Origin of the sequence: Streptomyces sp. NPDC097595, from assembly GCF_044761525.1 — a bacterium.
GTDB classification, from domain to species: Bacteria; Actinomycetota; Actinomycetes; order Streptomycetales; family Streptomycetaceae; genus Streptomyces; species Streptomyces drozdowiczii_A.
In genome coordinates, this window is sequence record NZ_JBIWCN010000018.1 from 52,285 (window position 1) to 75,644 (window position 23,360).

The following is a 23,360-nucleotide window of genomic DNA, read 5'->3' on the forward strand; positions in this document are numbered from 1 at the left end:
TTCGGGTGAAGCGGAGGAGTTTCACTCCTTGGCGGCGCTCGGCACCTCGGGGCCGGAGACCGTGACGTCCTGTTCCGGCACCGCCTGGCCCGAGCGGATGAGGTCGATGCGGCCCATCACCTTGGAGCGCAGGTCGGCCGGGACGTCGTCCTGGCCGCAGCAGCGCTTCACCAGCTTCTTGACGGCCTGTTCGAGGCCGTACTTCTCCAGACACGGAGAGCACTCGACGAAGTGCTCCTCGAACTTGGTGCAGTCGCTGTCGGGCATCTCCCGGTCGAGAAACTCGTAGAGGTGATCGAGGACCTCTGCGCACTCCGTCTCGTGCGGCTCTCCGCAGCTCATGAGCCCGAGCCTTTCCGATCGTCCGACTCCCCGGCGCCGGCCGGGACGAGCCCGCGGTCACGGGCGTAGTCCTCCAGCATGCCGCGCAGTTGGCGGCGGCCCCGGTGCAGTCGGGACATCACCGTACCGATGGGAGTCCCCATGATGTCCGCGATCTCCTTGTAGGCAAAGCCCTCGACATCGGCGAGATAGACCGCGATGCGGAACTCCTCGGGGATCGCCTGCAGCGCGGACTTCACGTCCGAGTCGGGCAGGTGGTCCAGGGCCTGGGACTCGGCGGAGCGCAGTCCGGTCGACATGTGCGACTCGGCGCGTGCCAGCTGCCAGTCCTCGATCTCCTCGGCGGCACTGCGCTGGGGTTCGCGCTGCTTCTTGCGGTACGAGTTGATGAAGGTGTTCGTGAGGATGCGGTACATCCACGCCTTGAGGTTGGTGCCCTCACGGAACTGGTGGAAGGAGCCGTACGCCTTGGCATACGTCTCCTGGACCAGGTCCTCGGCGTCCGCGGGATTGCGCGTCATGCGCAGGGCCGCCGAGTACATCTGGTCGAGGAAACCGAGGGCGTCGCGCTCGAAACGCGCGTTGCGCTCGGCCGTCGTCTCCTGCGGGCGGCCGTCGTCGGTCCCTGTGTCGGTCCCTGTGACCGGACCCACCTCCTCCAACGCTGGGGCGGAGCCGAAACCGGACCCGCTCGAATCGGAGAATAGTCGACCTTGGTCCGGCGCGGGCTGTCGATCCGTTCCGCCGAGTGACCGCTCGGGAGTGGTCTTGGCCGCGTGCAGGACCGTCCACTCCAGGTCAGCAGCGTTCGAGCGACGCGGGCAGATGGTCGAACCCATGCGACGGACTCCCTCTCCACTTACGACGTTGGCGTACCGATGTCCCTCACAACAGCGGCCCTCCGCCGGGCATTCCCGGGCGTGTGAGGGGCCCGCGTCACGACATTTCCGCCAGCCATTCGGCGACGGACGCGGTGAGGATCTCCATAGCCCGCTCCTCGGTGAGCCCGGACCTCTTCGGTACGGAGAAGCCGTGGTCGCCGTACGGCACCTCGGTGATCCGGTAGTCGCCGGGCGGGAATTCGGCGGGCTTCCCGAACGGGTCGTTGCCGCCCTGGACGACGAGCGCGTCCACCCCGCAGCCCAGCAGCTCGTCGGCGCGGGTCTTCTCGGGGCGGCCCGGCGGGTGCAGCGGGAAGCTGAGCGCCAGGACCGCGCGGGCGCCCAGCTCCGCGGCGGTGCGGCAGGCCACACGGGCCCCGGCGCTGCGTCCCCCGGCGACGACCGGCAGCCCGGGCGCCGCGAGGGCCGGCCAGATTCCGCGCCAGCCGGTGTCCAGGGTCTTCGGGGCGGGCGCGAGCTTCTTGCCTGCCACCCGCCAGGGCTGCTCCACCAGGGCGACGGTCACGCCGTGCGCGGGCAGGGCGGCGCCGAGGGCCTTGAGGTCGCGGGCCTCGATGCCGCCGCCGGCGCCGTGGCCGAGGGCGAGCACGAGGCGGGGGGCGGGGGCGTCCAGCCAGGTGATCCGGGCGGTGCCGGTATCGGTCTCGACGGTCTCGGTACGGGGGGTGGTGGCGTCGGTGTTCACGGCGTCCATCCAACCAACACCCGGTGGGCGGTGCGGGGATGGCGCGGGGCTCCGTCGCGTACGGCTCAGAAGAGGGTGCTGACCTCGGGCTCGGCCAGCTCGTCCTTCAGCTCGGGGCCGTTGTTGCGGACGTTGCTGACGGCGGTCGCGACCGGGTAGGCGCGCATCAGGCCGGGCGGTGGCGGTGCGAGCAGGGCGCGCAGTTCCTCGATGTCGGTGCGCGAGGGGTCCAGCCAGTCGTCCCAGCGGTCCGGGGTGAGCATCAGCGGCATCCGGGGGTGGATGTCGGAGAGCGAGGCCGGTCCGTCGGCGGGGGCGACGGCGAGCGGATCGGTCTCCGCCTCGGTGGTGATCACCGAGCAGGTGACCCACCACGCCTGCGGGTGGTCGTCGGGCAGCGTGCGGTCGCGCCAGAACTCGTACAGACCGGCCATCGCGAAGACCGAGCCGTCCGCCGGGGTCACGAAGTAGGGCTGCTTGCGGGGGCGCTTGCGGCGCCCCTTCTCCTCCAGCTGCCGTTCCTCGGCGCCGGTCACCCACTCGTAATAGCCGTCGGCGGGCAGGATGCAGCGCCGGGAGACGAAGGGGCGGCGGAAGGACGGCTTCTCGTGGACGGTCTCGGCCCGGGCGTTGATCATCCGGGCGGCGCCCTCCGGGTTCTTGGCCCAGGACGGGACGAGCCCCCATTTCAGTGCCCTCATCTGGCGAACCGGGCGCTGGTCGTCCGCGTCTTTCACAGGACGTTCCAGTACGGCGTAGACCTCTTTGGTCGGCGCCACGTTGTAATCGGGCTCCAGCGTCTCGGCCGGTTCCCACTTCTCCACCTGGAAGAGTCCGGTCAGATCCTCGGGCCGCCGACTCGCTGCATACCGTCCGCACATAAGTGCCAGACTGCCACGACCGCCATCCCGAACGGACCCCGATCCGGTAAGGAGCCGCCCGCCCCATGGACAGCACCGATCTCGGCAACCTGTGGGACCGCGTCACCGGCACCCAGCCCGCCCCGGAGCAGTGGCTGGTGGTGGTGACCGCGACGGCGGCGCTCATCGCGGTCGTGCCGAACATCCTGTGGCGGATGTCCCGGAACGCGATCACCATCGCGCACGAGGGCGGCCACGGACTGGTCGCCCTGCTCTCCGGCCGGCAGCTCTCGGGCATCCGGCTGCACTCGGACACCAGCGGGCTGACCGTGAGCCGGGGCAAGCCGACCGGGATCGGCATGGTGCTGACCGCGGCGGCGGGCTACACCGCGCCCTCGCTGCTCGGCCTGGGCGGCGCCTGGCTTCTGGTGGACGGCAGGATCACACTGCTGCTGTGGCTGGCGACGGCCCTGCTCGCGGTGATGCTGGTGATGATCCGCAATGTGTACGGGGCGCTGACGGTGATCCTCACCGGCTCGGTGTTCCTGCTGGTCTCGTGGCTGGCCTCGCCCGCCTGGCAGTCGCTGTTCGCGTACAGCGTGGTGTGGTTCCTGCTGCTGGGCGGCGTACGCCCGGTCTTCGAGCTCCAGTCGAAGCGGCGGCACGGCGGGGCGCCGGACTCGGACGCGGACCAGCTGTCCCGGCTGACGGACGTCCCGGCGGCGCTGTGGCTGTTCCTCTTCCACGCGGTGTCGCTGTGCTCCCTGATCGGCGGCGGGCGCTGGCTGCTGGGGCTGTGACGGCTGTGACCGGGCTCACCCCGGTTCAAACCTCTAAAGTGAGCGCATGACCGAAAGCGCCGTGCACCCCGCCCTCTGGCCCGCCCCCCTCGCGAGCGGAGCCGTCGACGCGACCGTGACGGTGCCCGGTTCCAAGTCGGTCACCAACCGCGCGCTGGTGCTCGCCGCGCTCTCCTCGGAGCCGGGCTGGCTGCGCCGCCCGCTGCGTTCCCGGGACACCCTGCTGATGGCGGACGCGCTCCGCGCGATGGGCGTACGCATCGAGGAGACGGTGTCGTCCAGCTCCGCGGCGACCGGCGCGGCCGCCGGTCCGGAGGCCGCGGGCGAGGCGTGGCGGGTCATCCCGGCCCCGCTGCACGGCCCGGTCACCGTGGACGTCGGCAACGCCGGTACGGTCATGCGCTTCCTGCCCCCGGTGGCCACGCTCGCCGAAGGCCCGGTCCGCTTCGACGGCGACCCCCGCTCCTACGAGCGCCCGCTGACCGGGGTGATCGACGCGCTGCGGGTCCTCGGCGCCCGGATCGACGACGACTCCCGGGGCTCGCTGCCGATGACCGTGCACGGCGGCGGTGCGCTGGACGGCGGCCCGGTCGCGATCGACGCCTCCTCGTCCTCCCAGTTCGTCTCGGCGCTGCTGCTGTCCGCGCCGCGCTTCAACCAGGGCGTGGAGGTCCGGCACACCGGCGACCGCCTCCCCTCCATGCCGCACATCCGGATGACCGTGGACATGCTCCGGGCCGTCGGCGCGCAGGTGGACGAGCCGGAGACCGGCGGCGAGCCGAACGTCTGGCGGGTCTCCCCCTCCGCGCTCCTCGGCCGCGACCTGACCATCGAGCCGGACCTGTCCAACGCCCAGCCGTTCCTGGCGGCGGCGCTGGTCACGGGCGGCCGGGTGACCATCCCGGACTGGCCGCTGCGCACCACGCAGCCCGGTGACGCCCTGCGCGACATCTTCACCGCGATGGGCGGCAGCTGCGAGCTCACCGAACAGGGGCTGACCTTCACCGGCTCCGGCCGTGTCCACGGCATCGACGTGGACCTCTCCGAGGTCGGCGAGCTGACCCCGGGCATCGCCGCCGTCGCCGCCCTGGCCGACTCCCCCTCCACGCTGAGCGGCGTCGCCCATCTGCGGCTGCACGAGACGGACCGGCTGGCCGCGCTCACCAAGGAGATCAACGAGCTCGGCGGCGACGTCACCGAGACCGCCGACGGCCTGCACATCCGCCCGCGCCCGCTGCACGGCGGTACCTTCCATACGTACGACGACCACCGGATGGCCACCGCGGGGTCCGTCATCGGCCTTGCCGTCCCCGGAGTGGAGATCGAGAACGTGGCGACGACCGCCAAGACCCTGCCGGACTTCCCGCAGATGTGGACCGGAATGCTCGGGGCCTGAGACATGCGCCGCTACGGCAAGAACCCCGACGAGGACGACATCCGCGTCCGCCCCAACCGCAAGGGCAACCGCCCGCGCACCCATATCCGGCCCAAGCACGAGGACGCCGAGGACGGCATGGTCCTCACCGTGGACCGGGGCCGCCTCACCGTCCTGGTCGGCGACCGCACGATCGTCGCGATGAAGGCCCGCGAGCTGGGCCGCAAGGCCGCGGTGGTCGGCGACACCGTCTCGCTCGTCGGTGACCTGTCCGGCGACAAGGACACCCTCGCCCGGATCGTCCGGATCGGTGAGCGGCGCTCGGTGCTGCGCCGGACGGCGGACGACGACGACCCGTTCGAGCGGGTGGTCGTGGCCAACGCGGACCAGCTGGCGATCGTGACCGCGCTGGCCGATCCGGAACCGCGTCCGCGCATGATCGACCGGTGCCTGGTCGCCGCGTACGACGGGGGGCTCTCCCCGCTCCTGGTGCTGACCAAGTCCGACCTGGCGTCCCCGGACCAGCTGCTCAGCGCGTACACCCCGCTGGGCGTGCCGTTCGTCGTCACCAGCCGCGAGGAGCTGGAGAACGGGGACGCGGCCGACCGGGTCCGCGAGCAGCTGAACGACCGGGTGACGGCCTTCGTCGGGCACTCGGGCGTCGGCAAGACCACGCTGGTCAACGCGCTGGTGCCGAAGGAGAGGCGGCGCACCACGGGGGTCGTGAACGCGGTGACCGGCCGGGGCCGGCACACCACCACGTCCGCCCTGGCGCTGCCGCTGCCGGGCTACCGGGGCTGGGTGATCGACACCCCCGGGGTGCGCTCATTCGGCCTGAACCACATCGACCCCTCGCGGGTCATCAACGCCTTCCCGGACCTCCAGCCCGGCACGGAGGAGTGCCCGCGCGGCTGCACCCACGACAGCCACGAACCGGAATGCGCGCTGGACGCCTGGGTGGCGGCGGGGCACGCGGACCCGGCGCGGCTGGACTCGCTGCGCCGGCTGCTCTCGACCCGGAACAGGCGCGAGGGAGACTGAGCGGCGACCGGGCCGGGCACGTTTGCGATCACTCGCTTCCGGTAAGTGCATAATCACGCCCAGCGGCACCGGCCGGTGCGGGGCGGTCGGCGATGCGGGAGGGTGCGGACGATGGCATGGCTGCTGGTCGTGGTCGCGGGACTTCTGGAGACCGGGTTCGCGGTCTGCCTGAAGCTCTCGCACGGCTTCACCCGGCTGTGGCCGACCGTCGCGTTCTGTGTCTTCGCGCTCGGCAGCTTCGGTCTGCTCACCATGTCGCTGAAGAAGCTCGACGTCGGGCCCGCGTACGCGGTGTGGACCGGCATCGGCGCGGCGGGGACGGCCATCTACGGCATGATCTTCCTCGGTGACATCGTCTCCACGCTCAAGCTGGTGTCGATCTCGCTGGTGATCCTCGGCGTGATCGGCCTCCAGCTCTCCGGCTCCGCGCACTGACCCCACAGGGCCCGTGTGGCCCGGCTCACCGGCGGGTCGATACTGTGACGGCATGCCCGATTACCACGATGATCTGCGCCTGGCCCACGTACTGGCGGACGCCGCCGACGCGGTGACGATGGACCGGTTCAAGGCTCTGGACCTCAAGGTCGAGACCAAGCCGGACATGACGCCGGTGAGCGAGGCCGACAAGGCCGCCGAGGAGTTGATCCGGGGCCATCTGCACCGGGCGCGCCCGCGCGACGCGATCCTGGGCGAGGAGTACGGCATCGAGGGCACGGGCCCGCGGCGCTGGGTGATCGACCCGATCGACGGCACCAAGAACTACGTACGGGGCGTGCCGGTCTGGGCCACGCTCATCTCGCTCATGGAAGCGGGCGAGAACGGTTTCCAGCCCGTCGTGGGCGTGGTCTCGGCGCCCGCGCTGAGCCGGCGCTGGTGGGCGGCGAAGGGCTCGGGCGCGTACACCGGCCGCAGTCTGACCTCCGCGACCCGGCTCAAGGTCTCCAGCGTGGAGCGGATCGCGGACGCCTCGTTCGCGTACTCCTCGCTGACCGGCTGGGAGGAGCAGGGCCGGCTCGACGGCTTCCTGGACCTGACCCGGGCCTGCTGGCGCACCCGGGGTTACGGGGACTTCTGGCCGTACATGATGGTCGCCGAGGGGTCCGTGGACATCTGCGCTGAGCCGGAGCTCTCGCTCTGGGACATGGCGGCGAACGCGATCGTCGTCCAGGAGGCGGGCGGCCGGTTCACCAGTCTGGACGGTGTGGACGGGCCGGGCGGCGGGAACGGCGCGGCGTCGAACGGGGCGCTCCACCGCGAGCTGCTGGGGTACCTGAACCAGCGTTACTGAGCGCGCTCCGCCCGCAGGGCGGCGTAACGAGCATGTGAGGGGCGTGCGGCGAGGCCGCGCGCCCCTTTTGCGATCTTCGCGACCCCTTGTCGTCCTCCCGCATCGGTGCAACTCTGAGCATTCCCCCACTTGTGAACTTGTGAATCGGCTCACGCAGTCGCTTCACCGAGGAGGTGGCACTCTTCATGCTCGTCCGTGACGCCATGAGCACGATGGTCCTCACCATCGGTCCGGCCCATACGCTGCGCCAGGCCGCCCGGCTGATGTCGGCCCGCCGGATCGGGGCGGCCGTCGTCCACGACCCCGATACCTGCGGGCTCGGTATCCTCACCGAGCGCGACATCCTCAACGCCGTCGGCGCGGGCCAGGACCCCGACACCGAGACGGCCTCCGCCCACACCACCACCGACGTGGTCTTCGCCGCCCCCGGCTGGACACTCGAAGAGGCCGCGGCGGCCATGACGCACGGCGGCTTCCGCCACCTGATCGTCCTCGACGAGGGCGGCCCGGTCGGTGTCGTCTCGGTCCGCGACATCATCCGCTGCTGGTCCCCGTCCCGCCCCCGCCCGGCCGAACTGGTCGGCTGACCGCACCCGCACATGCGACCGGCCCGGCCCCCGGGTGCGGGGCCGGTCGTACGACCGAGCGGACTCAGGCGCGCAGCGCCTGCACGGCCGCCTCCAGCCGCTTGCCGAAGTCCTCGTCGGCACGGCGGAAGTTGCCGATCGCGCGCTCGGCGATGTCGTCGCGCGAGACCTTCGCGATGAAGCCGGACAGGTTGTCGACCAGCCGGGCCTTCTCGTCCTCGGTCATGAGCCGGTAGAGGTTCCCGGCCTGCACGAAGTCGTCGTCCTCGGTGTGGCGAGGGGCCTCGTGGTTGCCCGTGGCGCCCGCGACCGGGGTGGCGCCCGAGAGCGGCCGGCCCGTCTCGGCGGGGCCGCCGAAGCTGTTGGGCTCGTAGTTCTTCGCGCCCTTGTGGCGGCCGTCGTACAGGTAGCCGTCCCGGCTGTTGGTCCGCGCCTCGGTGGCGTGCGGGCGGTTCACCGGGAGGTGGTCGGCGTTGATGCCGACGCGGTAGCGGTGCGCGTCGCCGTATGCGAAGAGCCGGCCCTGGAGCATCTTGTCCGGGGACGGGCCGATGCCGGGCACGAAGTGCGCCGGGCTGAAGATCGACTGCTCGACCTCGGCGAAGATGTTCTCCGGGTTGCGGTTGAGCTCCAGCTTGCCGATCTCGACCGGCGGGTAGTCCGCGTGCGGCCACACCTTGGTCAGGTCGAACGGATTGAAGCGGTACGTCGCCGCCTCGGCCGCCGGCATGATCTGCACCTGCACCGACCAGGACGGGAAGTCGCCGCGCTCGATGGACTCGCGCAGGTCCCGCTGGTGGCTGTCGGGGTCCACGCCGGAGAGGCGGACGGCCTCCTCGGTGGTGAGGGTCTTGATGCCCTGGTCGGTCTTGAAGTGGTACTTGACCCAGAAGACCTCGCCCGCCTCGTTCTGCCACTGGTAGGTGTGCGAGCCGAAGCCGTCCATGTGCCGGTACGAAGCGGGGATGCCGCGGTCGCCGAAGAGCCAGGTCACCTGGTGGGTGGACTCCGGCGACAGGCCCCAGAAGTCCCAGACGTTGTCCGCCTCCTGGGAGCCGGTGTACGGGTCGCGCTTCTGGGTGTGGATGAAGTCGGGGAACTTGATGGCGTCCCGGATGAAGAACACCGGGGTGTTGTTGCCGACGAGGTCGTAGTTGCCGTCCTCGGTGTAGAACTTCAGCGCGAAGCCGCGCGGGTCGCGGGCTGCGTCGGCCGAGCCGAGGTTTCCGGCGACGGTGGAGAAGCGCAGGAACGTCTCGGTCTGCTTGCCGACCTCCGAGAGGAACTTCGCCCGCGTCCACCGCGACACGTCGCGGGTCAGCGTGAACGTCCCGTACGCGCCGGCGCCGCGGGCGTGCACCACGCGCTCCGGAATGCGCTCGCGGTTGAAGTGCGCGAGCTTCTCCATCAGCAGCTGGTCCTGCACCAGGACCGGGCCGCCGACTCCGGCGGTCTCGCTGTTCTGGTTGTCGGCGACCGGTGCGCCTGCCTCCGTGGTGAGCGGTCCCTGCGTCACGTGCGCCTCCTGCGTCGTTTCCGCACGTCATGCCTTCATGCCGTGCCCGCGTCCGGCCTTCCTGTCCTCCGGCCGACGCCGTAGCCGATCCTACATTGGACAAAGTCCAAGTCAACTGAGCATCCAAAGTCGCACCTATTCAAGACATGGCCCTCGCGCTGCTAGAATGGCGCCCATGAGTGACCTGCTGGAACGACTTCGAGGACGCGGCTGGCGCATGACCGCGCAGCGGCGCGTCGTGGCCGAGGTCCTCGACGGGGACCATGTGCACCTGACCGCCGACGAGGTCCATGCCCGTGCGGTGGCCAAGCTGCCCGAGATCTCCCGCGCCACCGTCTACAACACGCTGGGCGAGATGGTGAGCCTCGGCGAGGTCATCGAGGTCTCCACCGACCGCCGCGCCAAGCGCTACGACCCCAACGCGCACCGCGCGCACCACCACCTGGTGTGCGCGCAGTGCGGTGCCATCCGCGATGTGCACCCGTCGGGCGACCCGCTGGCGGACCTGCCGGCCGGCGAGCGCTTCGGCTTCACCATCTCGGGCGTCGAACTGACCTACCGGGGCATCTGCCCGGACTGCGCCGCGGCGGCCTGAACACCGAGCGCCGGACCGCCCCCGCCGGGGGCGGTTTTCGCGTGCGCGCGCATACGACAGAGGGCCGGATCTTCGAAAAGATCCGACCCTCTGTCTTCAGTAGCGGGGACAGGATTTGAACCTGCGACCTCTGGGTTATGAGCCCAGCGAGCTACCGAGCTGCTCCACCCCGCGTCGTTGTGTTCACAACCCTACGGGACGGCTCGGACCAGTGCAAATTCGTTTGTGCGGCTTCGTTTGTGCGGCTTCGTTTGTGCGGCTTCGTTTGTGCGGCTTCGTTGTGCGGCCGCCCGACGCGGGGCGGCCCGGCCGCCCCCGGGCTCACGCCGTCAGTTCCTGGTGCAGGGCCTCGCGCAGACGGGCCGCGCGCTCCGCGACCTCCGCGGGCCCGAGCTCGACCGCCCGGGCGCACCAGCGCTGCCCCTCCGCCAGCTCACCGCGGCGCGCGGCGAGCAGGGCGAGGCGCAGCGCGGCCCGTCCGTGGCCGTCGGCGGCGGCCCGGGTCCACCACAGGGCGGCCTCGCGCTCACTGCCCTCGCGGGCGAGGAGGAGGCCGAGGTTGAACGCCCCGTTGCGGCTGCCGGACTCGGCCGCCTCCCGGTACCAGTGGCCGGCGCTCTCCACATCGCCCCGGGAGGCGGCAAGCATGCCGACGCGGACCTGGGCGCGGCGGTGCCCCTGCTCGGCGGCCCGCTCGTACCACTCCTCGCACTCGGTCTTCTCGGGCAGCGGCTCGCCCAGCGCGGGCGGCCCGGGCGGCGGCTGCCGCGCGTCGAGCAGCCCGGCCAGCCGGAAGGCCGCCTCCGCGCTGCCCCCGCCGGCCGCGCAGCGCAGATGGCGCTCGGCCTCCTGCTCCTCGCCGTGGTGCAGGAGCGCCATGCCGACCTGGAGCGCCGCCTCGGTGTGCCCGGCCGCGGCGGCCCGCTCGTACCAGAGGAGGGCGGTGCGGTCCTCGTCGCGCCCGGCGTAGAGGATGCCGAGGTTGAAGGCGGCGTCGACGCTGCCCGCCTCGGCCGCCTTGGAGAACCAGGGCTCGGCGCCGGCCGGGTCGCCGGCCTGGAGCAGGAGCACGGCGAGCGCGTTGGCGGCCTCGCGGTGGCCCGCGTAGGCGGCGCGGCGGTACCACTGCTCGGCCTGGGCGGTGCGGTCCTGGGCGGCGCAGAGCAGCCCGAGGTTGTACGCGCCGTTGACGTCGCCCGCGTCCATCGCCGCCCGGTACCAGCGTTCGGCGGTCTGCTGCTCGCCCCGGGCCGCGTGGAGCGCGCCGAGGGCGTTCGCGGCGTTGCCGTCGCCGTCCTGGGCGGCGCGCAGCCACCACACGGCGGCGCTCTCCCGGTCGCCCGCGTCGCGCAGCAGGAAGCCGAGCGCGCAAGCGGCCCGGGCCTCGCCCGCCTTGGCCGACATCAGGTACCAGCGCCCGGCCTCCTTGAGCTCGCCGCGCTGTTCGAGGATCGCGCCGAGGTGCAGGGCGGCGCGCCGGTGACCGCGCGCGGCGGCCTGCCGGTACCACTGCTCGGCCTCGCCGCCGCGCGCGCGGTCGGGGCCTGCGACCGGGCCGTCGGCCTCGGCGGTGCGGCGGGGCGCGGCGGGCTCCGCGCCGGTGCGCGGGCCCAGGCCGGGGCGGCCGAACACCTCGTGGGCGGCGTCGGCGGCGTTGCGCTCCAGGAGGCGCGCCAGCCGGTAGGCGGCCTCGCGGTGGCCCTGTTCGGCGGCGGCGCGCAGCCAGCGCTCGGCGCCGACGTCGCTGCGGTGCTCCAGGAGGTCGGCGAGGGCGTAGGCGCCGAGCGCGTGGCCCTGCTCGGCGGACTGGCGCAGCCAGTACTCGGCTGCGGGCTCGTCGCCGCGCTCGCGGAAGTGCCGGCCCAGGGCGTGCGCGGCCGCGGCGGAGCCGGCCACGGCGGCGGTACGCCACCAGCCGGCCGCCTCGTCGGGGTAGCCGCGCTGGTGCAGCAGGACGCCCAGGTTGTTGGCGGCGGCCCGGTCTCCGTCGGCGGTGGCGCCCCGCAGATAGGGTTCGGCGCCGGCGAGGTCGCCCCGGCGCAGGAGCAGCGCGCCGAGCACGCTCATCGACGCGGTGTCACCGGCGTCGGCCGCGCGGCGGTGGCGGGCCTCGGTCTCCGCGCCGTCCGCGCTCGCCTCGGTCTCCGCCCGCTCGGCGTTCTCCACGCCGTCGGCGGTCTCGATGGTCTCTGCGGTCTCGGCGGTCGCGGCACTCTCCGCGTTCTCAGCGTTCTCGGAAGTCTGGGCGGTCTGAGCGGTCTCGGGGCTCTCGATGGTGTCTTTGTACTGCGCGGCGGCAGCGGCAAACACCACATCCGCCATCTTTTCCGCCGGATGGACGTGACCCCGCGCAAACCGCCCTGTCTTCAACAGAGTTGACCTGTCCCCCATAAATACCATCGTCGCACCACCTGTAACCCGCGTACACCTGGTATATCGCGGTCAGTGACGTCACTTCAGCGTTTTGTCGACATGCCCACAGAGAGACAAGTCAAACACGTCCCCGGTCAACTCGTGCCCCTCGAACCGCACTTCACGCTCACCTTGCGAAACAGGCCACCACGGCATGACGAAGGCCCGGATCCCCTGGAGGATCCGGGCCTTCGTCTTTCAGTAGCGGGGACAGGATTTGAACCTGCGACCTCTGGGTTATGAGCCCAGCGAGCTACCGAGCTGCTCCACCCCGCGTCGTTGTGTTCAAACCGTACCACGACGCGGAGGTGGAGCTTTACCGGGTTACTCAGCCTCCGCCCGCATCGCCGGCTTTGTCCGAAGCGCTGGCCTGGCCGGCCTTGTCACCCTTGTCGGTCTTGTCGGCCTTGCCGTCATCGGACTTGTCGGCCTTGCCGTCGCTGTCCGCCTTGGACTGCGCCGCCGCCGCCCGCTCCAGCGCGTCCTGGAGGTCGGTCTGCGCCTTGCCATAGGCCGTCCAGTCCTGCTTCTTCAGGGCCGCCTCGCCCTCCGTGTACGCCTTCTGGGCGTCGGCGATGGCCTTCTTGAGCGCGGCGTCACCGGTGGCCGGCGGCTGACTGGTGTCCGGCGGCTCGGTGGTGTCGCCCGGCGGCTCGCTCGTATCGGAACCCTCGGCGCCGAACACGGCGTTCAGGGCCTCGCCGAGGCTGTTCTCGAAGACGATCTTCGAACCGTACGAGGCGGCGACCTTGCGCAGCAGCGGGTAGTTCTGCGTGCCACCGCGCGTGTAGACGGGCTCGATGTAGAGGAAGCCCCCTTCGAGCGGCACCGTCAGCAGGTTGCCGTACTCGATGTCGGAGTCGGTGCCCTTGAGGTTTCTCACGAACTCGGCGACGTCGTCGTTGCCGTTGAGCTCACTCTGTACCTGTCCGGGGCCCTTCACCGCACCGGTGACTCTCAGGAGCCTTATGGTGCCGTAGTCCTTGCTGGCCGCATCGGCGTCCACCGCCATGAACGCCCCGAGGTCGGGCCGCCCCTTCGGGGTGAACGTCGTGGTCAGCGAGAACTTCTGAGCCGTCTGACCCGGCATCTTTATGCTCAGGTAGTACGGCGGGACGGAGCCGGACTCCTTGTTGGTCGGGTCGTCCGGGACCTGCCAGGCGTCACTGCCGCTGTAGAACTGGGCGGGGCTGGTGACGTGGTAGCGGGTCAGCAGCTCGCGCTGCACCTTGAACAGGTCCTGCGGGTAGCGCAGGTGGTCCATGAGGTCCTGCGGGATGTCCGCCTTGGGCTTCACGGTCCCGGGGAACGCCTTGCGCCAGGTCTTCAGGACCGGGTCCTCGGTGTCCCACTCGTACAGCGTGACCGTGCCGTCGTACGCGTCGACGGTGGCCTTCACCGAGTTGCGGATGTAGTTGACCTGGTTCTGCTGGGCGACGACCGCGCGCTGGTTGGTGGTCAGCGAGTCGGCCGTGGTGTCGCCGAGCGTGGTGCGCGAGGCGTACGGGTAGCCGTTGGTCGTCGTGTAGGCGTCGACCACCCACTGGATGCGCTTGTTGACCACGGCCGGGTAGGCGTCGCCGTCGATGGTGAGCCAGGGGGCCACCGCCTCGACGCGCTCCTTGGGCGTGCGGTTGTAGAGGATCCGCGAACCGTCGCCGATGGCGCCCGAGTACAGGATCTGCGGCTCGCTGAACGCCACGGCGTACGCGGCGCGGTTGAACGTGTTGGAGAGGCTGACCCCGCTGTCGCCCTTGTAGCTGGTGGTCTTCTCGCCGTCCTCCTCGTAGTCGAGCTCCTTCTGGGGCCCGCCGACGATGGAGTACTGCTCGGTCTTCTCGCCGTAGTAGATCTCCTGCTTGTACGTGCCCAGGTCGCCGGTGGTCGGCAGTCCGGACTCGGTGAAGTCGGGAGATCCCTTCGGGTTCTTACCGGTCGTGGTCCCCCGGGCGGCGATGGCGCCGTAGCCGTGGGTGTAGGTGAAGTGGTCGTTGATCCAGTTGCGCTTGGGGATGCCCTGGATGTTGAGCTCGCGCAGACCGATGACCGTGTCCTGCTCCTTGCCGGCGTCGTCCTTGTAGCGGTCGACGTCCAGCGTCTTGGGGAACTGGTAGTAGTTCCTCTTCTGCTGGAGCTGCTGGAAGGCGGGCGAGACGACGTTCGGGTCCATCACCCGGTAGCTGGCCGCGTCGTTCGCCGCGGCCCGGAGCTTGGCGTCGTCGTCCTCGGTGGACTTGCCGGTGTAGTCCGAGACCTGCGCGTCGTTGATGTCGTACGCGTTGCGCGTGGCCTCGATGTTCTTCCGGATGAACGGCGCTTCCTTGGCCTGCTCGTTCGGCTGGACCTGGAACTTCTGCACGATCGCCGGGTAGAGGCCGCCGATCAGGATGGCCGAGAGGACCATGAGACCGAAGCCGATGACCGGCAGCTGCCAGGTGCGCCGCCAGAGCGTCGCGAAGAACAGCACGGCGCAGATCGCGGCGATGCAGAACAGGATCGTCTTCGCCGGGAGGTACGCGTTGGCGTCGACGTACCGCAGACCCGTCCAGTTGTCCGTGGCCTTGAAGTCACTGGACTTCACCGCCAGGCCGTACCGGTCGAGCCAGTACGCCACGGCCTTCAGCGCGACGAAGACGCCGAGCAGCACCGACAGATGGCCGGTGGCCGCGCCCGTGGCCCGCGCGCCGGGGCTGGTGACACGCAGCCCGCCGTACAGGTAGTGGGTCAGCGCGGCGGCGATCAGCGAGAGCACCGTGGCCGCGAAGCCGAAGCCCAGCAGGAAGCGGTACCAGGGCAGGTCGAAGGCGTAGAACGACACGTCCAGATGGAACTGGGGGTCCTTCTGGCCGAACGACACGCCGTTCACGTACATCAGCCACGTCCGCCACTGACCCGAGGCGGAGGCGCCGGCGATCAGACCGACCAGCGCGGTGACCGCGAGCAGCACCCACTTCTTGTACGGCGCGAGGCCCATCCGGTAGCGGTCCAGGCTCTGCTGCTCCAGCGACATCGCGCTCAGCGGCGGCCGGAGCCGGTGCGCGAGCCAGATGTTCAGGCCGACGGCCAGGGCCATCAGCAGTCCGAAGACGAGGAACAGCCCGATCTTGGTCCACAGGGTGGTGGTGAAGACGGACGAATACGCGACCGACCGATACCAGAGCCAGTCCGTCCAGAACCCGGCGAACATGACGAACGCCATGGCGAGAATCGCCAGGACGCCCAGAGTCATGAGCAGGGTTCGGGCGCGCCGGGACGGGCGGCCGACTCTGATCCGTGGCCCGGTCGGGCCTCCGCCGCGGTCCGGCATCTGGAAAGCCAACGTGCGCACCTCGAAGTTCGCGGGTCGTGTGGAGCGGGCCCAGCGATCGTAGAGCCCATCCCTTCAACTTACTGATGCTTTACCTAGTTCCCGTTCCGGGGGCGGAAGGAGGCAGGATGTTGCCCATGTCCAACGTTTCCCCCTCAGGCCCTCCGATGGCCGCGAGCCCGCTCACCGTCGCGGTGCTCGAAATCGACGAGTACGTCTCCACCCTCGGCTGGGACCAGCCGGCCCGCCTCTTCGCCCTGGTCGACACCGCGCGGCTGCGGGCCCAGGAACCGGGCATCGCCGCCCAGCTCGGCCTTGACGACGACGGGAGGAAGGCCGCCGCGCTGACCCCCGTGGAGCAGGAGGAGCTGCCCCCGGGCACGGCGCTGGACGAGTTCCTCGCCACGATCGCCTGGCCCGACGCGGTCGCCGGATGCGCGATGACGGTGGAGCGCCTGATGCTGCCGCCGTCCGCCGAGGCGTCCGTGCCGGACGGGCTGGACGACAAGCGGCTGACCAAGTGGGTCGCCGAGCACCCCGACCGGCAGGAGGTCCGGATGACTGTGGCCGTTCTGCGGGACGGGGCGCGCGAGTCCGCCGTACGCCTGCGTGAGAAGGACTCGGCGAGCGAGGTGCTGACCGGTGCCGGTCTCGTGCCGGGGCTGGCCGAGGCGCTGGCGGCCACCTTCGAGTCCTGACCGCCGCCGTGTGCCGTGGGGGCGCGGTCAGCCCGCCGAGCAGCTCGGCAGTCCGGCCGTGTCCCCCGCACGGAGCTTGTCCAGGGACTTCTTGGCGTCGTCGATGTTCTTGACGCGGATCAGGGTGAGCCCGTCGGGGGTGTCCTCCGCGGCGGACTCGCAGTTCTCGTCGGGGGTCAGGAAGTAGCGTGCGCCCGCGTCGCGCGCGCCGACCAGCTTCATGGTGATCCCGCCGATCGGGCCGACCTTGCCGTCGTCGTCGATGGTGCCGGTGCCGGCGATGAACTTGCCGCCCGTCAGCTGTCCCGGGGTCAGCTTGTCGACGATGCCCAGCGAGAACATCAGCCCCGCGCTCGGACCGCCCACGTCGGCGAGCTTGATGTCGATGTCGAAGGGGAAGGTGTGGTCGGTCCCCGCCTGGATGCCGACGATCGCGCGGTCCTCGTCCGGGGCCTTCACGGTGGTGAGCGTGACCTTCTCGGTGCCCTCGGGCTCCTTGCCCGCCTTCTCCGCCGCCGCCGCGGTCTTGGCCGGGATCACGGTGAAGGTGACGTCCTGGCCGGGCTTGCGCTTGGTGACCAGCTTCGCGACGTCCTCGGGCTTCTCGACCGCGGTGCCGTCGACGTACTTGATGACGTCGCCCGCGTGCAGCTTGCCCTGGGAGGGGCTGTCCTTGACGACGCTGGAGACCACGACGCGCGAGGTGACCGGGATGTTCAGTTCCTTGAGGGCCGCGACCTTGGCGCTCTCCTGGGACTGGCTGAACTCCTCGGCGTTCTCCTGCGTCGACTCCTCCTCGGTCTTGCCGTCCGGGTAGAGGGTGTCGTGCGGTACGACGACGCTGTCGTGGCCCAGCCATCCGGAGACGGCCTCGACCAGATTCATGCTGTAGTCGGCACCGGTGACGCGGACGGTCGTCATGTTGAGGTTGCCGGACGTCTTGTACGTCTTGTGGCCGGTGATCCGCAGGACGGGGTCGCCCTCGACGTCACCGAGCGTGTTCACCGTCGGACCGGGAGACATCTCCGCGTACGGCACTTTGATCAGCACGCCTGCGCAGAGCAGCGCGATCAGGATCAGCGTGGAGGCGAGCATCGTCGCGGTGCGGCGTGGCATGGAACGACAGTACGGGAAGGGTCTGTCAGTGCACCGCCGGGGCCGGTCCGTACGGGGCCAGGGGCGGGCGGAGTGAGGACGCCGGACGCGGCCTCAGGCGTTCGATATCTGCTCCACCGGTTCCGAACCGGAGTGCGACTTCTCCATGGCTTCGCGGAACTTCGCATACCCGGCGAGCTCGGTGACGTCACCGGTGGTGCGGTTGCGGGCCGCCCAGCCTCCCCATATCGCAGCGCCGAACGCGGCGAAAACCGGAATCAACAACCAGGCGAGCGCTGCCATGCCGACCTCCCTACCCCCTGATGCGGCCGACTGGCCGATCAGCAGATTAACCATCTGGAAAACCAACGCTCGTGGCAGGGGTGCGGTTACGCAAATCGGGGCGGATGCCCGCTGTTCCGGTTTGCGTTCAGCAGGCGCCGACCCACTCCTCGGTGCCGTCCGAGAAGTGCTGGTGCTTCCAGATCGGAACCTCGTGCTTGAGGTCGTCGATGAGCTTGCGGGAGGCCGCGAACGCCTCCGCGCGGTGGGGGCAGGAGACCGCCACCACGACCGCGATGTCACCCACCCGCAGTTCACCCACTCGGTGGACGGCGGCCAGCGCCCGGACCGGAAAGTCGGCGACGACCTTCTCCGCCACCCGGCGCAGTTCCTCGGCGGCCGAGGGGTGGCACGAATAGCCAAGGCCGTCGACGTCCTGTCCGCCGTCGTGGTCACGCACGGTGCCGACGAAGAGGGTGGTGCCGCCCGCGGCGCCGTCACCGACCGCTCGGAAGACCTCGTCCACCGACAGCGGCGTGTCACGGATGTCCAGGAGCCGGATGGGGTCCTGCGCCGTGTGCTCGCCGGGGTGGTCGTACGTGAGTGCCATGCCCCCATCGTGCCGTACCGCGCCGACAACACGGAATTGCCGATTCACCCGGCGGGCCGCGCCCCGTCTTGGAGCCTCCTACAGGGTGCTCAGATGCGGCGGCGGGCCTTGCGGGCGCGGCGCACCAGGGCAGCGGTGCCCAGCAGGGCGACGGTCGCCCCGGCGGCTCCGGCGGCGGTGGCGTCCTTGCGGCCGAGGCGGCGGCCGGCGAGGGTGTGGCGTCCCTCGACCTCTTCCAAGAGCGCGGCGAGCACCTCCTCGTTGGTCCAGGACGGGCGCCAGCCCGCGTCGTGCAGCCGGCTCACGCTGACCACCCAGGGGTGCATGGTGTAGGCGAGGTCGCCCGCGGGCGAGGGGGTGAGGCCGATCCGGTGCAGCCGGGCGGCGGCGCCCAGCGCGACGGCGGAGGGCAGCTCCATCCGGCGCACCCCGCTCAGCTCCTCGACCTCCTCCTGCTCCAGCCAGCCGTCGCAGCCGACCGCGAACTCCCCGTCGATCTTCTCCAGGGCGGCGTACTCCAGCGCCGTGACCAGGTCCTCGACGTGGCAGAACTGCCAGGCGGGCCGGGAACCGGCGACGACGAGCAGCCGGGGCGACTCGAAGTAGCGGGTCAGCGCGGTGTCCGTGCCGCCGACGAGCACGGCGGGGCGTACGACGGTGACGTGCAGCCCGGGGTGGGCGCGCGGGGCGCGGCGGCCGAGCCGTTCGATCTCCAGCAGGTCGCCGACACCGGTGGCCTCGGCGGTGGCCCGCAGCTCGGCGTCCTCGGCGAGCGGGAGGTCGTTGTCGGGGAGCGCGCCGTAGACCATGGCGGAGGTGCACAGGACGACGCGGTGCACCCCGGCGGCCGCGGCGGCGGTCAGCACGGTCTGGGTGCCGCGCACGTTGTAGGCGGTGCGCGCGGCGGGGTCGGTCTCCAGGTCGAGGTCGAGCGCCAGGTGGACGACGACGTCCGCGCCGCGCAGCTTGTCGGCGATGGCGGGGTCGCGGACGTCCAGGAGGTGCCAGGTCGCGTCGGACACCTCGCCCCGGCGCTCGTCGATGGCGATGACCTGCTTGATCTCCTCGGAGGCGGCGAGGCGTGCGGTGAGCAGCTCACCGACCCCCGTCGCGGCTCCGGTGACGGCCACGACCGGGCCGCGGCCTCCGGGGCGGCCCGGGTCGGATTTCTTCTCGGGTGACGGGTCGGCCAGGTTTCGCGCTGCGCGAACCTGCGGATCTGGGGAACTCACCGGGCGTCTCCAGCGGTTGTCTTCAGTACGTACCCGCGTGACACGTACGTACCAGGTGGCGTCCATCCTGCCGCAGGGCCGGACCGGGCGGAGCACTGAGGCCCTGAGCGGACTTGGTGTCTACGCTGGATGGTGATGTCGGGCAGTCGCCGTCGGTTCCCCCGGCGGCCCTACGAGCCGAGGAAACCCGTGAGTGACACCCCATTCGGATTCGGCCTTCCGCCGGAGGAGCCGGACGACGGCGACAAGGGCAAGAAGAACGACCCCACCGGAGGTGGGCAGGGTTCGGGCGGTCCGGCGAACCCGTTCGGCTTCGGCCCGGGCGCGGGCGGTGACAACCCCTTCGCCGCCATGTTCGGCTCGATGAACCCGAACGACCTGGGCGCGGCCTTCCAGCAGCTCGGCCAGATGCTGAGCTACGAGGGCGGGCCGGTCAACTGGGACATGGCCAAGCAGATCGCCCGCCAGACGGTGTCGCAGGGCACCCCGGACGGCTCCAAGGACGCGAGCGTCGGCCCCGCCGAGCGCTCGGCGGTCGACGAGGCGCTGCGCCTGGCCGACCTCTGGCTGGACGGGGTGACGTCGATGCCGTCCGGTGCCATCTCCAGCGTGGCGTGGAGCCGCGCGGAGTGGGTCGAGGCGACGCTCCCGGCGTGGCAGCAGCTGGTGGACCCGGTCGCCGAGCGGGTGGGCCTCGCCATGGGCGATGTGCTGCCCGAGGAGATGCAGGCGATGGCGGGCCCGCTGATCGGCATGATGCGGTCGATGGGCGGCGCCATGTTCGGTCAGCAGATCGGGCAGGCCGTCGGCGTGCTGGCGGGCGAGGTGGTCGGCTCGACCGACATCGGGCTGCCGCTGGGCCCGGCGGGCCGGGCCGCGCTCCTTCCGCTGAACGTGGAGCGGTTCGGCAAGGACCTGTCGGTCCCGCAGGACGAGGTGCGGCTGTATCTGGCGCTGCGCGAGGCCGCCCACCAGCGGCTCTTCGCCCATGTCCCGTGGCTCCGCTCGCACCTGTTCGGCGCCGTCGAGGGTTACGCGCGCGGCATCAAGGTCGACACCAGCAAGCTGGAGGACGTGGTCGGCCAGTTCGACCCCTCGCAGCCCGAGCAGCTGCAGGAGGCCCTTCAGCAGGGCATGTTCCAGCCGGAGGAGACGCCGGAGCAGAAGGCGGCCCTGGCCCGCCTGGAGACGGCCCTCGCGCTGGTCGAGGGCTGGGTGGACGCGGTGGTGCACGCCGCCGCGAAGTCCCGGCTGACCTCGGCCGACGCGCTGCGCGAGACGATGCGCCGGCGCCGTGCGTCGGGCGGCCCCGCCGAGCAGACCTTCGCCACGCTCATCGGCCTCCAGCTGCGTCCGCGCCGGCTGCGGGACGCCTCGCGGCTGTGGGCCTCGCTCACGGACGCCCGTGGTCTTGAGGGGCGCGACGCGCTGTGGGAGCACCCCGACATGCTCCCGACCGCTCACGACCTGGACGATCCGGACGGCTTCGTCCACCACGAGCAGCTGGACTTCTCGGAGCTGGACAAGATGCTCGGCGAAGCGGCGAACGGCCCGAAGAAGCCCGAGGCGGGGGCGGACGCCAAGGACACCAAGGACGAGGCCACGGACGAGGGCGACGGCGACGGCGACGGCAAGGACGACACCGACAAGTGAGCCTGCACGATGACGCCGTCTTCGTACTCAAGGGGTACGGGGCGGGGGCCGGCGCCGCCCAGAAGGAGCTGCGCGACGCCTATCTGGAGCACCTGGCGCGCCATCCGGACGGCATGTGGAAGTCCTGCGGGGCCGGGCATCTGACGGCCAGCGCCCTGGTCGTGGACCCGGAGCGCGGCCGGGTGCTGCTCACGCTGCACCGGAAGCTGCGGATGTGGCTGCAGATGGGCGGCCACTGCGAGCCCGGTGACGCCACGCTCGCGGCGGCCGCGCTGCGGGAGGCCACGGAGGAGTCCGGGATCGCCGGTCTCACGCTGCTGCCGGGCGGGCCGGTGGTCCTGGACCGGCATCCGATCCCCGCGCCGTGCCACTGGCACCTCGATGTGCAGTACGCGGCGGTGGCGCCGGCGGACGCGACGGAGAACATCAGCGACGAGTCGCTCGACCTGCGCTGGTTCACGTACGAGGAGGTGGCCGAGGTCGCCGACGCCTCGGTGATCCGGCTGGTGGAGCGTACGCGCGCGGCACTCGACGGCGGCCGGTAGCCGCCCGTACGACGTGGCAACGGTAAGGGGCGGCCTCCCGGAGGCCGCCCCTTACCGTTGCTGTGTGGTTCAGTTCCAGGCGTTGTTCTGGTTCTGGCTGTGCGCGCCGTGCTGGCCCATGCCGTACTGGGCGGCGAGGCCCTGGCCGATCTGGGCGTTCTGCGGCGGCATCAGCTCGCTCGGCTGGACCAGGGCGAAGCCCTGTCCGAGGAAGCTGAGCTCCCAGCCCTCGCCGGTGTTGCCGCGTCGGCGGAAGACGCCCGAGGAGTGCGTCTGGGCCTGCATCTGCACCCGCAGCGAGGTCGACCAGGCGACGATCGCGTCGGCGTCCGCACTGACGTACTTGTCGGGTGTGACCTGCATCATCAGCGGCTGGCCGGACGTCATCAGGGCGACCTTGCCGGTGCCGGAGATGTTGAGCTGGTACTTGCCGGTCCCCGAGATGCCGTACTGGCTGTCCACCGCGATGACCTCGGTGTGCAGCGAGGAGTCCAGCGCCAGGACGTACGAGCTGTCCACCGTCAGGCCGTCGCGGTCGACGTCCACGACGTGGATGTACTGCGCCAGGTTGGCGAGGTAGACGGTGCCCTGCCCGGAGCAGCGCATCAGGTCCAGGCCCTCACCGGTGTGGGCGCGGGAACGGCGCTGGGCGTTCGACTGGTACTCGCCGTCGAACTCCATCAGTCCCTGGTAGGCGACCATGGCGCCCTTGCGGGCGAGGACGTCGTCGTGGCCGGTCAGCGCGACCCGCAGCAGCTGCGGGTTCTGGATGGTGTAGCGGTCCTGGGACTGCTGTTCCGTCAGGCCGAAAAGCGAACTCTGCATGGTGTGTTCTCCCTCCCCGTCAGTGCCGGACGCGCAGCCGGTCGGTGCTGTCCTCGCTCGGCTGGACGACGACGATCCCCTGTCCGGAGAAGGCCATCTGGAACGCCTCGCCGCTGCCCCGCCCGATGAGCGAGGACGCCTTGAAGCTGCGCTTGCCCTTCACCTTGAGGTTCGGGGACCAGGCGACCAGCGCGTCCGGGTCGACGTACGTCTCGTCCTCGCCGCGTCCGCAGTCGACCACGAGCGGCGTGCCGCGCGAGGTGATCGCGACCCAGCCGGTGCCCGAGATACAGACGTTCCACAGCCCCTGGCCGGCGAACTTCGCGAGGCCCTTGACCCGCTCGACGCCCCAGGTGAGGTGGCCGTCGAAGGCGAGCACATTGGTGCCGTTGACCGAGATCGAGTCGTTGTTGAGGTTGATGACGACGACGTCTGCGCCGTAGTCGGCGAGGTAGAGCAGCCCGTCGCCGGTGCACTTCATGAGCGGCGCGCCCTCGCCGGTGATCCACTGCGAGGCGATCTGGCGGACGGCGGGCGGATTGGGCTCGTACTGGATGAAGCCCTCGTACGCGACCATCGATCCGGTGCGCGCGTAGAGGTCCTGGCCGGTCGCCATGGCGACCTTCAGCATGGAATGGCCGTGGTTCTCCATCCGTGCCGTGACGGGGGTCGGGGCGTAGCCCGCGAGTTGCTGGTTCATGACGGGCTCC

At 70.9% G+C, this 23,360-nt stretch carries 23 protein-coding genes and 2 tRNA genes; 10 read left to right on the plus strand and 15 right to left on the minus strand.

The genetic code is table 11. The annotated features are described in order from the left end of the window. Window positions 1–21: 21 nt before the first annotated feature. From rsrA to ACIQZN_RS25595, 4 genes are all read right to left on the minus strand, one after another. Window positions 22–342 (minus strand): mycothiol system anti-sigma-R factor, encoded by a 321-nt coding sequence (gene rsrA, locus ACIQZN_RS25580; RefSeq protein WP_073964051.1) that lies wholly within the window; start codon window positions 340–342, stop codon window positions 22–24. After that, a complete protein-coding gene (locus ACIQZN_RS25585; RefSeq protein WP_018105559.1) occupies window positions 339–995 on the minus strand; it encodes a sigma-70 family RNA polymerase sigma factor in 657 nt (218 codons plus the stop codon). Before ACIQZN_RS25585 ends, rsrA begins: the two co-directional genes overlap by 4 nt. A gap of 283 nt (window positions 996–1,278) precedes the next feature. After that, window positions 1,279–1,938 (minus strand): alpha/beta family hydrolase, encoded by a 660-nt coding sequence (locus tag ACIQZN_RS25590; RefSeq protein ID WP_403998246.1) that lies wholly within the window; start codon window positions 1,936–1,938, stop codon window positions 1,279–1,281. A 56-nt stretch (window positions 1,939–1,994) separates the two neighbouring features. Continuing rightward, complete coding sequence (locus ACIQZN_RS25595) at window positions 1,995–2,810, minus strand: SOS response-associated peptidase (protein WP_403998249.1); 816 nt, start codon at window positions 2,808–2,810, stop codon at window positions 1,995–1,997. A gap of 65 nt (window positions 2,811–2,875) precedes the next feature. On the opposite strand from ACIQZN_RS25595, the gene ACIQZN_RS25600 reads away from it, so the two are divergent. The 6 genes from ACIQZN_RS25600 (at window position 2,876) to ACIQZN_RS25625 (ending at window position 7,880) form a co-directional block, all read left to right on the plus strand. Continuing rightward, window positions 2,876–3,589: a M50 family metallopeptidase gene (locus ACIQZN_RS25600; protein WP_018105556.1), complete on the plus strand. Its 714-nt coding sequence runs from the start codon at window positions 2,876–2,878 to the stop codon at window positions 3,587–3,589. A gap of 46 nt (window positions 3,590–3,635) precedes the next feature. Beyond that, entirely contained in the window at window positions 3,636–4,985 is a 1,350-nt protein-coding gene (aroA, locus tag ACIQZN_RS25605; protein WP_403998251.1) for a 3-phosphoshikimate 1-carboxyvinyltransferase, read from the plus strand. Between the two features lie 3 nt (window positions 4,986–4,988). Next, window positions 4,989–6,005, plus strand: coding sequence for a ribosome small subunit-dependent GTPase A (rsgA, locus tag ACIQZN_RS25610; RefSeq protein ID WP_403998253.1), 1,017 nt, complete (start codon window positions 4,989–4,991; stop codon window positions 6,003–6,005). Between the two features lie 111 nt (window positions 6,006–6,116). Next, on the plus strand, window positions 6,117–6,440 hold the full coding sequence (locus ACIQZN_RS25615; RefSeq protein WP_403998255.1) for a DMT family transporter: 324 nt from the start codon (window positions 6,117–6,119) through the stop codon (window positions 6,438–6,440). Between the two features lie 52 nt (window positions 6,441–6,492). Continuing rightward, on the plus strand, window positions 6,493–7,293 hold the full coding sequence (gene hisN, locus ACIQZN_RS25620; protein WP_403998257.1) for a histidinol-phosphatase: 801 nt from the start codon (window positions 6,493–6,495) through the stop codon (window positions 7,291–7,293). Between the two features lie 185 nt (window positions 7,294–7,478). Continuing rightward, complete coding sequence (locus ACIQZN_RS25625; RefSeq protein WP_018105551.1) at window positions 7,479–7,880, plus strand: cyclic nucleotide-binding/CBS domain-containing protein; 402 nt, start codon at window positions 7,479–7,481, stop codon at window positions 7,878–7,880. 64 nt (window positions 7,881–7,944) lie between these two features. On the opposite strand, the gene ACIQZN_RS25630 is transcribed toward ACIQZN_RS25625, so the two are convergent. Beyond that, window positions 7,945–9,396 carry a catalase gene (locus ACIQZN_RS25630; protein WP_403998260.1) on the minus strand — a complete coding sequence of 484 codons (1,452 nt, stop codon included), beginning with the start codon at window positions 9,394–9,396 and terminating at the stop codon, window positions 7,945–7,947. Between the two features lie 175 nt (window positions 9,397–9,571). Between ACIQZN_RS25630 and ACIQZN_RS25635 the strand changes: the two genes are divergently transcribed. Continuing rightward, a complete protein-coding gene (locus ACIQZN_RS25635) occupies window positions 9,572–9,991 on the plus strand; it encodes a Fur family transcriptional regulator (protein ID WP_026171852.1) in 420 nt (139 codons plus the stop codon). Window positions 9,992–10,091: 100 nt separating this feature from the next. On the opposite strand, the gene ACIQZN_RS25640 is transcribed toward ACIQZN_RS25635, so the two are convergent. The 4 genes from ACIQZN_RS25640 to ACIQZN_RS25655 all read right to left on the minus strand — a co-directional run bounded on the left by ACIQZN_RS25640 (window position 10,092) and on the right by ACIQZN_RS25655 (window position 15,710). Continuing rightward, window positions 10,092–10,165: transfer RNA gene (locus ACIQZN_RS25640), tRNA-Met, on the minus strand. A gap of 147 nt (window positions 10,166–10,312) precedes the next feature. Further along, window positions 10,313–12,313, minus strand: a complete 2,001-nt coding sequence (locus ACIQZN_RS25645; protein ID WP_403998263.1) for a sel1 repeat family protein — start codon at window positions 12,311–12,313, stop codon at window positions 10,313–10,315. A gap of 292 nt (window positions 12,314–12,605) precedes the next feature. Then, window positions 12,606–12,679: transfer RNA gene (locus ACIQZN_RS25650), tRNA-Met, on the minus strand. Window positions 12,680–12,731: 52 nt separating this feature from the next. Then, window positions 12,732–15,710 (minus strand): UPF0182 family protein, encoded by a 2,979-nt coding sequence (locus tag ACIQZN_RS25655; protein WP_403998520.1) that lies wholly within the window; start codon window positions 15,708–15,710, stop codon window positions 12,732–12,734. Between the two features lie 128 nt (window positions 15,711–15,838). Here ACIQZN_RS25655 and ACIQZN_RS25660 point away from each other — a divergent pair, with 128 nt between their 5' ends. Further along, window positions 15,839–16,408: a PPA1309 family protein gene (locus ACIQZN_RS25660; RefSeq protein ID WP_403998266.1), complete on the plus strand. Its 570-nt coding sequence runs from the start codon at window positions 15,839–15,841 to the stop codon at window positions 16,406–16,408. A 27-nt stretch (window positions 16,409–16,435) separates the two neighbouring features. Here ACIQZN_RS25660 and ACIQZN_RS25665 read toward each other — a convergent pair whose 3' ends face one another. The 4 genes from ACIQZN_RS25665 to ACIQZN_RS25680 all read right to left on the minus strand — a co-directional run bounded on the left by ACIQZN_RS25665 (window position 16,436) and on the right by ACIQZN_RS25680 (window position 19,627). After that, entirely contained in the window at window positions 16,436–17,524 is a 1,089-nt protein-coding gene (locus ACIQZN_RS25665; protein WP_403998269.1) for a PDZ domain-containing protein, read from the minus strand. Window positions 17,525–17,617: 93 nt separating this feature from the next. Further along, entirely contained in the window at window positions 17,618–17,806 is a 189-nt protein-coding gene (locus ACIQZN_RS25670; RefSeq protein ID WP_073964066.1) for a hypothetical protein, read from the minus strand. A 127-nt stretch (window positions 17,807–17,933) separates the two neighbouring features. Further along, complete coding sequence (locus tag ACIQZN_RS25675; protein ID WP_403998272.1) at window positions 17,934–18,395, minus strand: molybdenum cofactor biosynthesis protein MoaE; 462 nt, start codon at window positions 18,393–18,395, stop codon at window positions 17,934–17,936. Window positions 18,396–18,484: 89 nt separating this feature from the next. Beyond that, on the minus strand, window positions 18,485–19,627 hold the full coding sequence (locus tag ACIQZN_RS25680) for an SDR family oxidoreductase (protein WP_403998275.1): 1,143 nt from the start codon (window positions 19,625–19,627) through the stop codon (window positions 18,485–18,487). Window positions 19,628–19,816: 189 nt separating this feature from the next. Here ACIQZN_RS25680 and ACIQZN_RS25685 point away from each other — a divergent pair, with 189 nt between their 5' ends. Both ACIQZN_RS25685 and ACIQZN_RS25690 read left to right on the plus strand, forming a co-directional pair. After that, a complete protein-coding gene (locus ACIQZN_RS25685; RefSeq protein ID WP_403998278.1) occupies window positions 19,817–21,280 on the plus strand; it encodes a zinc-dependent metalloprotease in 1,464 nt (487 codons plus the stop codon). Continuing rightward, window positions 21,277–21,825: an NUDIX hydrolase gene (locus ACIQZN_RS25690; RefSeq protein WP_403998281.1), complete on the plus strand. Its 549-nt coding sequence runs from the start codon at window positions 21,277–21,279 to the stop codon at window positions 21,823–21,825. The genes ACIQZN_RS25685 and ACIQZN_RS25690 overlap by 4 nt, the downstream gene beginning before the upstream one ends. 69 nt (window positions 21,826–21,894) lie before the next feature. Here the strand turns inward: ACIQZN_RS25690 and ACIQZN_RS25695 are convergent, their stop codons facing one another. Continuing rightward, on the minus strand, window positions 21,895–22,650 hold the full coding sequence (locus ACIQZN_RS25695; RefSeq protein ID WP_403998284.1) for an AIM24 family protein: 756 nt from the start codon (window positions 22,648–22,650) through the stop codon (window positions 21,895–21,897). A 19-nt stretch (window positions 22,651–22,669) separates the two neighbouring features. Further along, the gene (locus tag ACIQZN_RS25700) at window positions 22,670–23,350 is read right to left on the minus strand and encodes an AIM24 family protein (protein WP_018105538.1); all 681 of its coding nucleotides are present in this window, start codon (window positions 23,348–23,350) and stop codon (window positions 22,670–22,672) included. Window positions 23,351–23,360 lie beyond the last annotated feature (10 nt).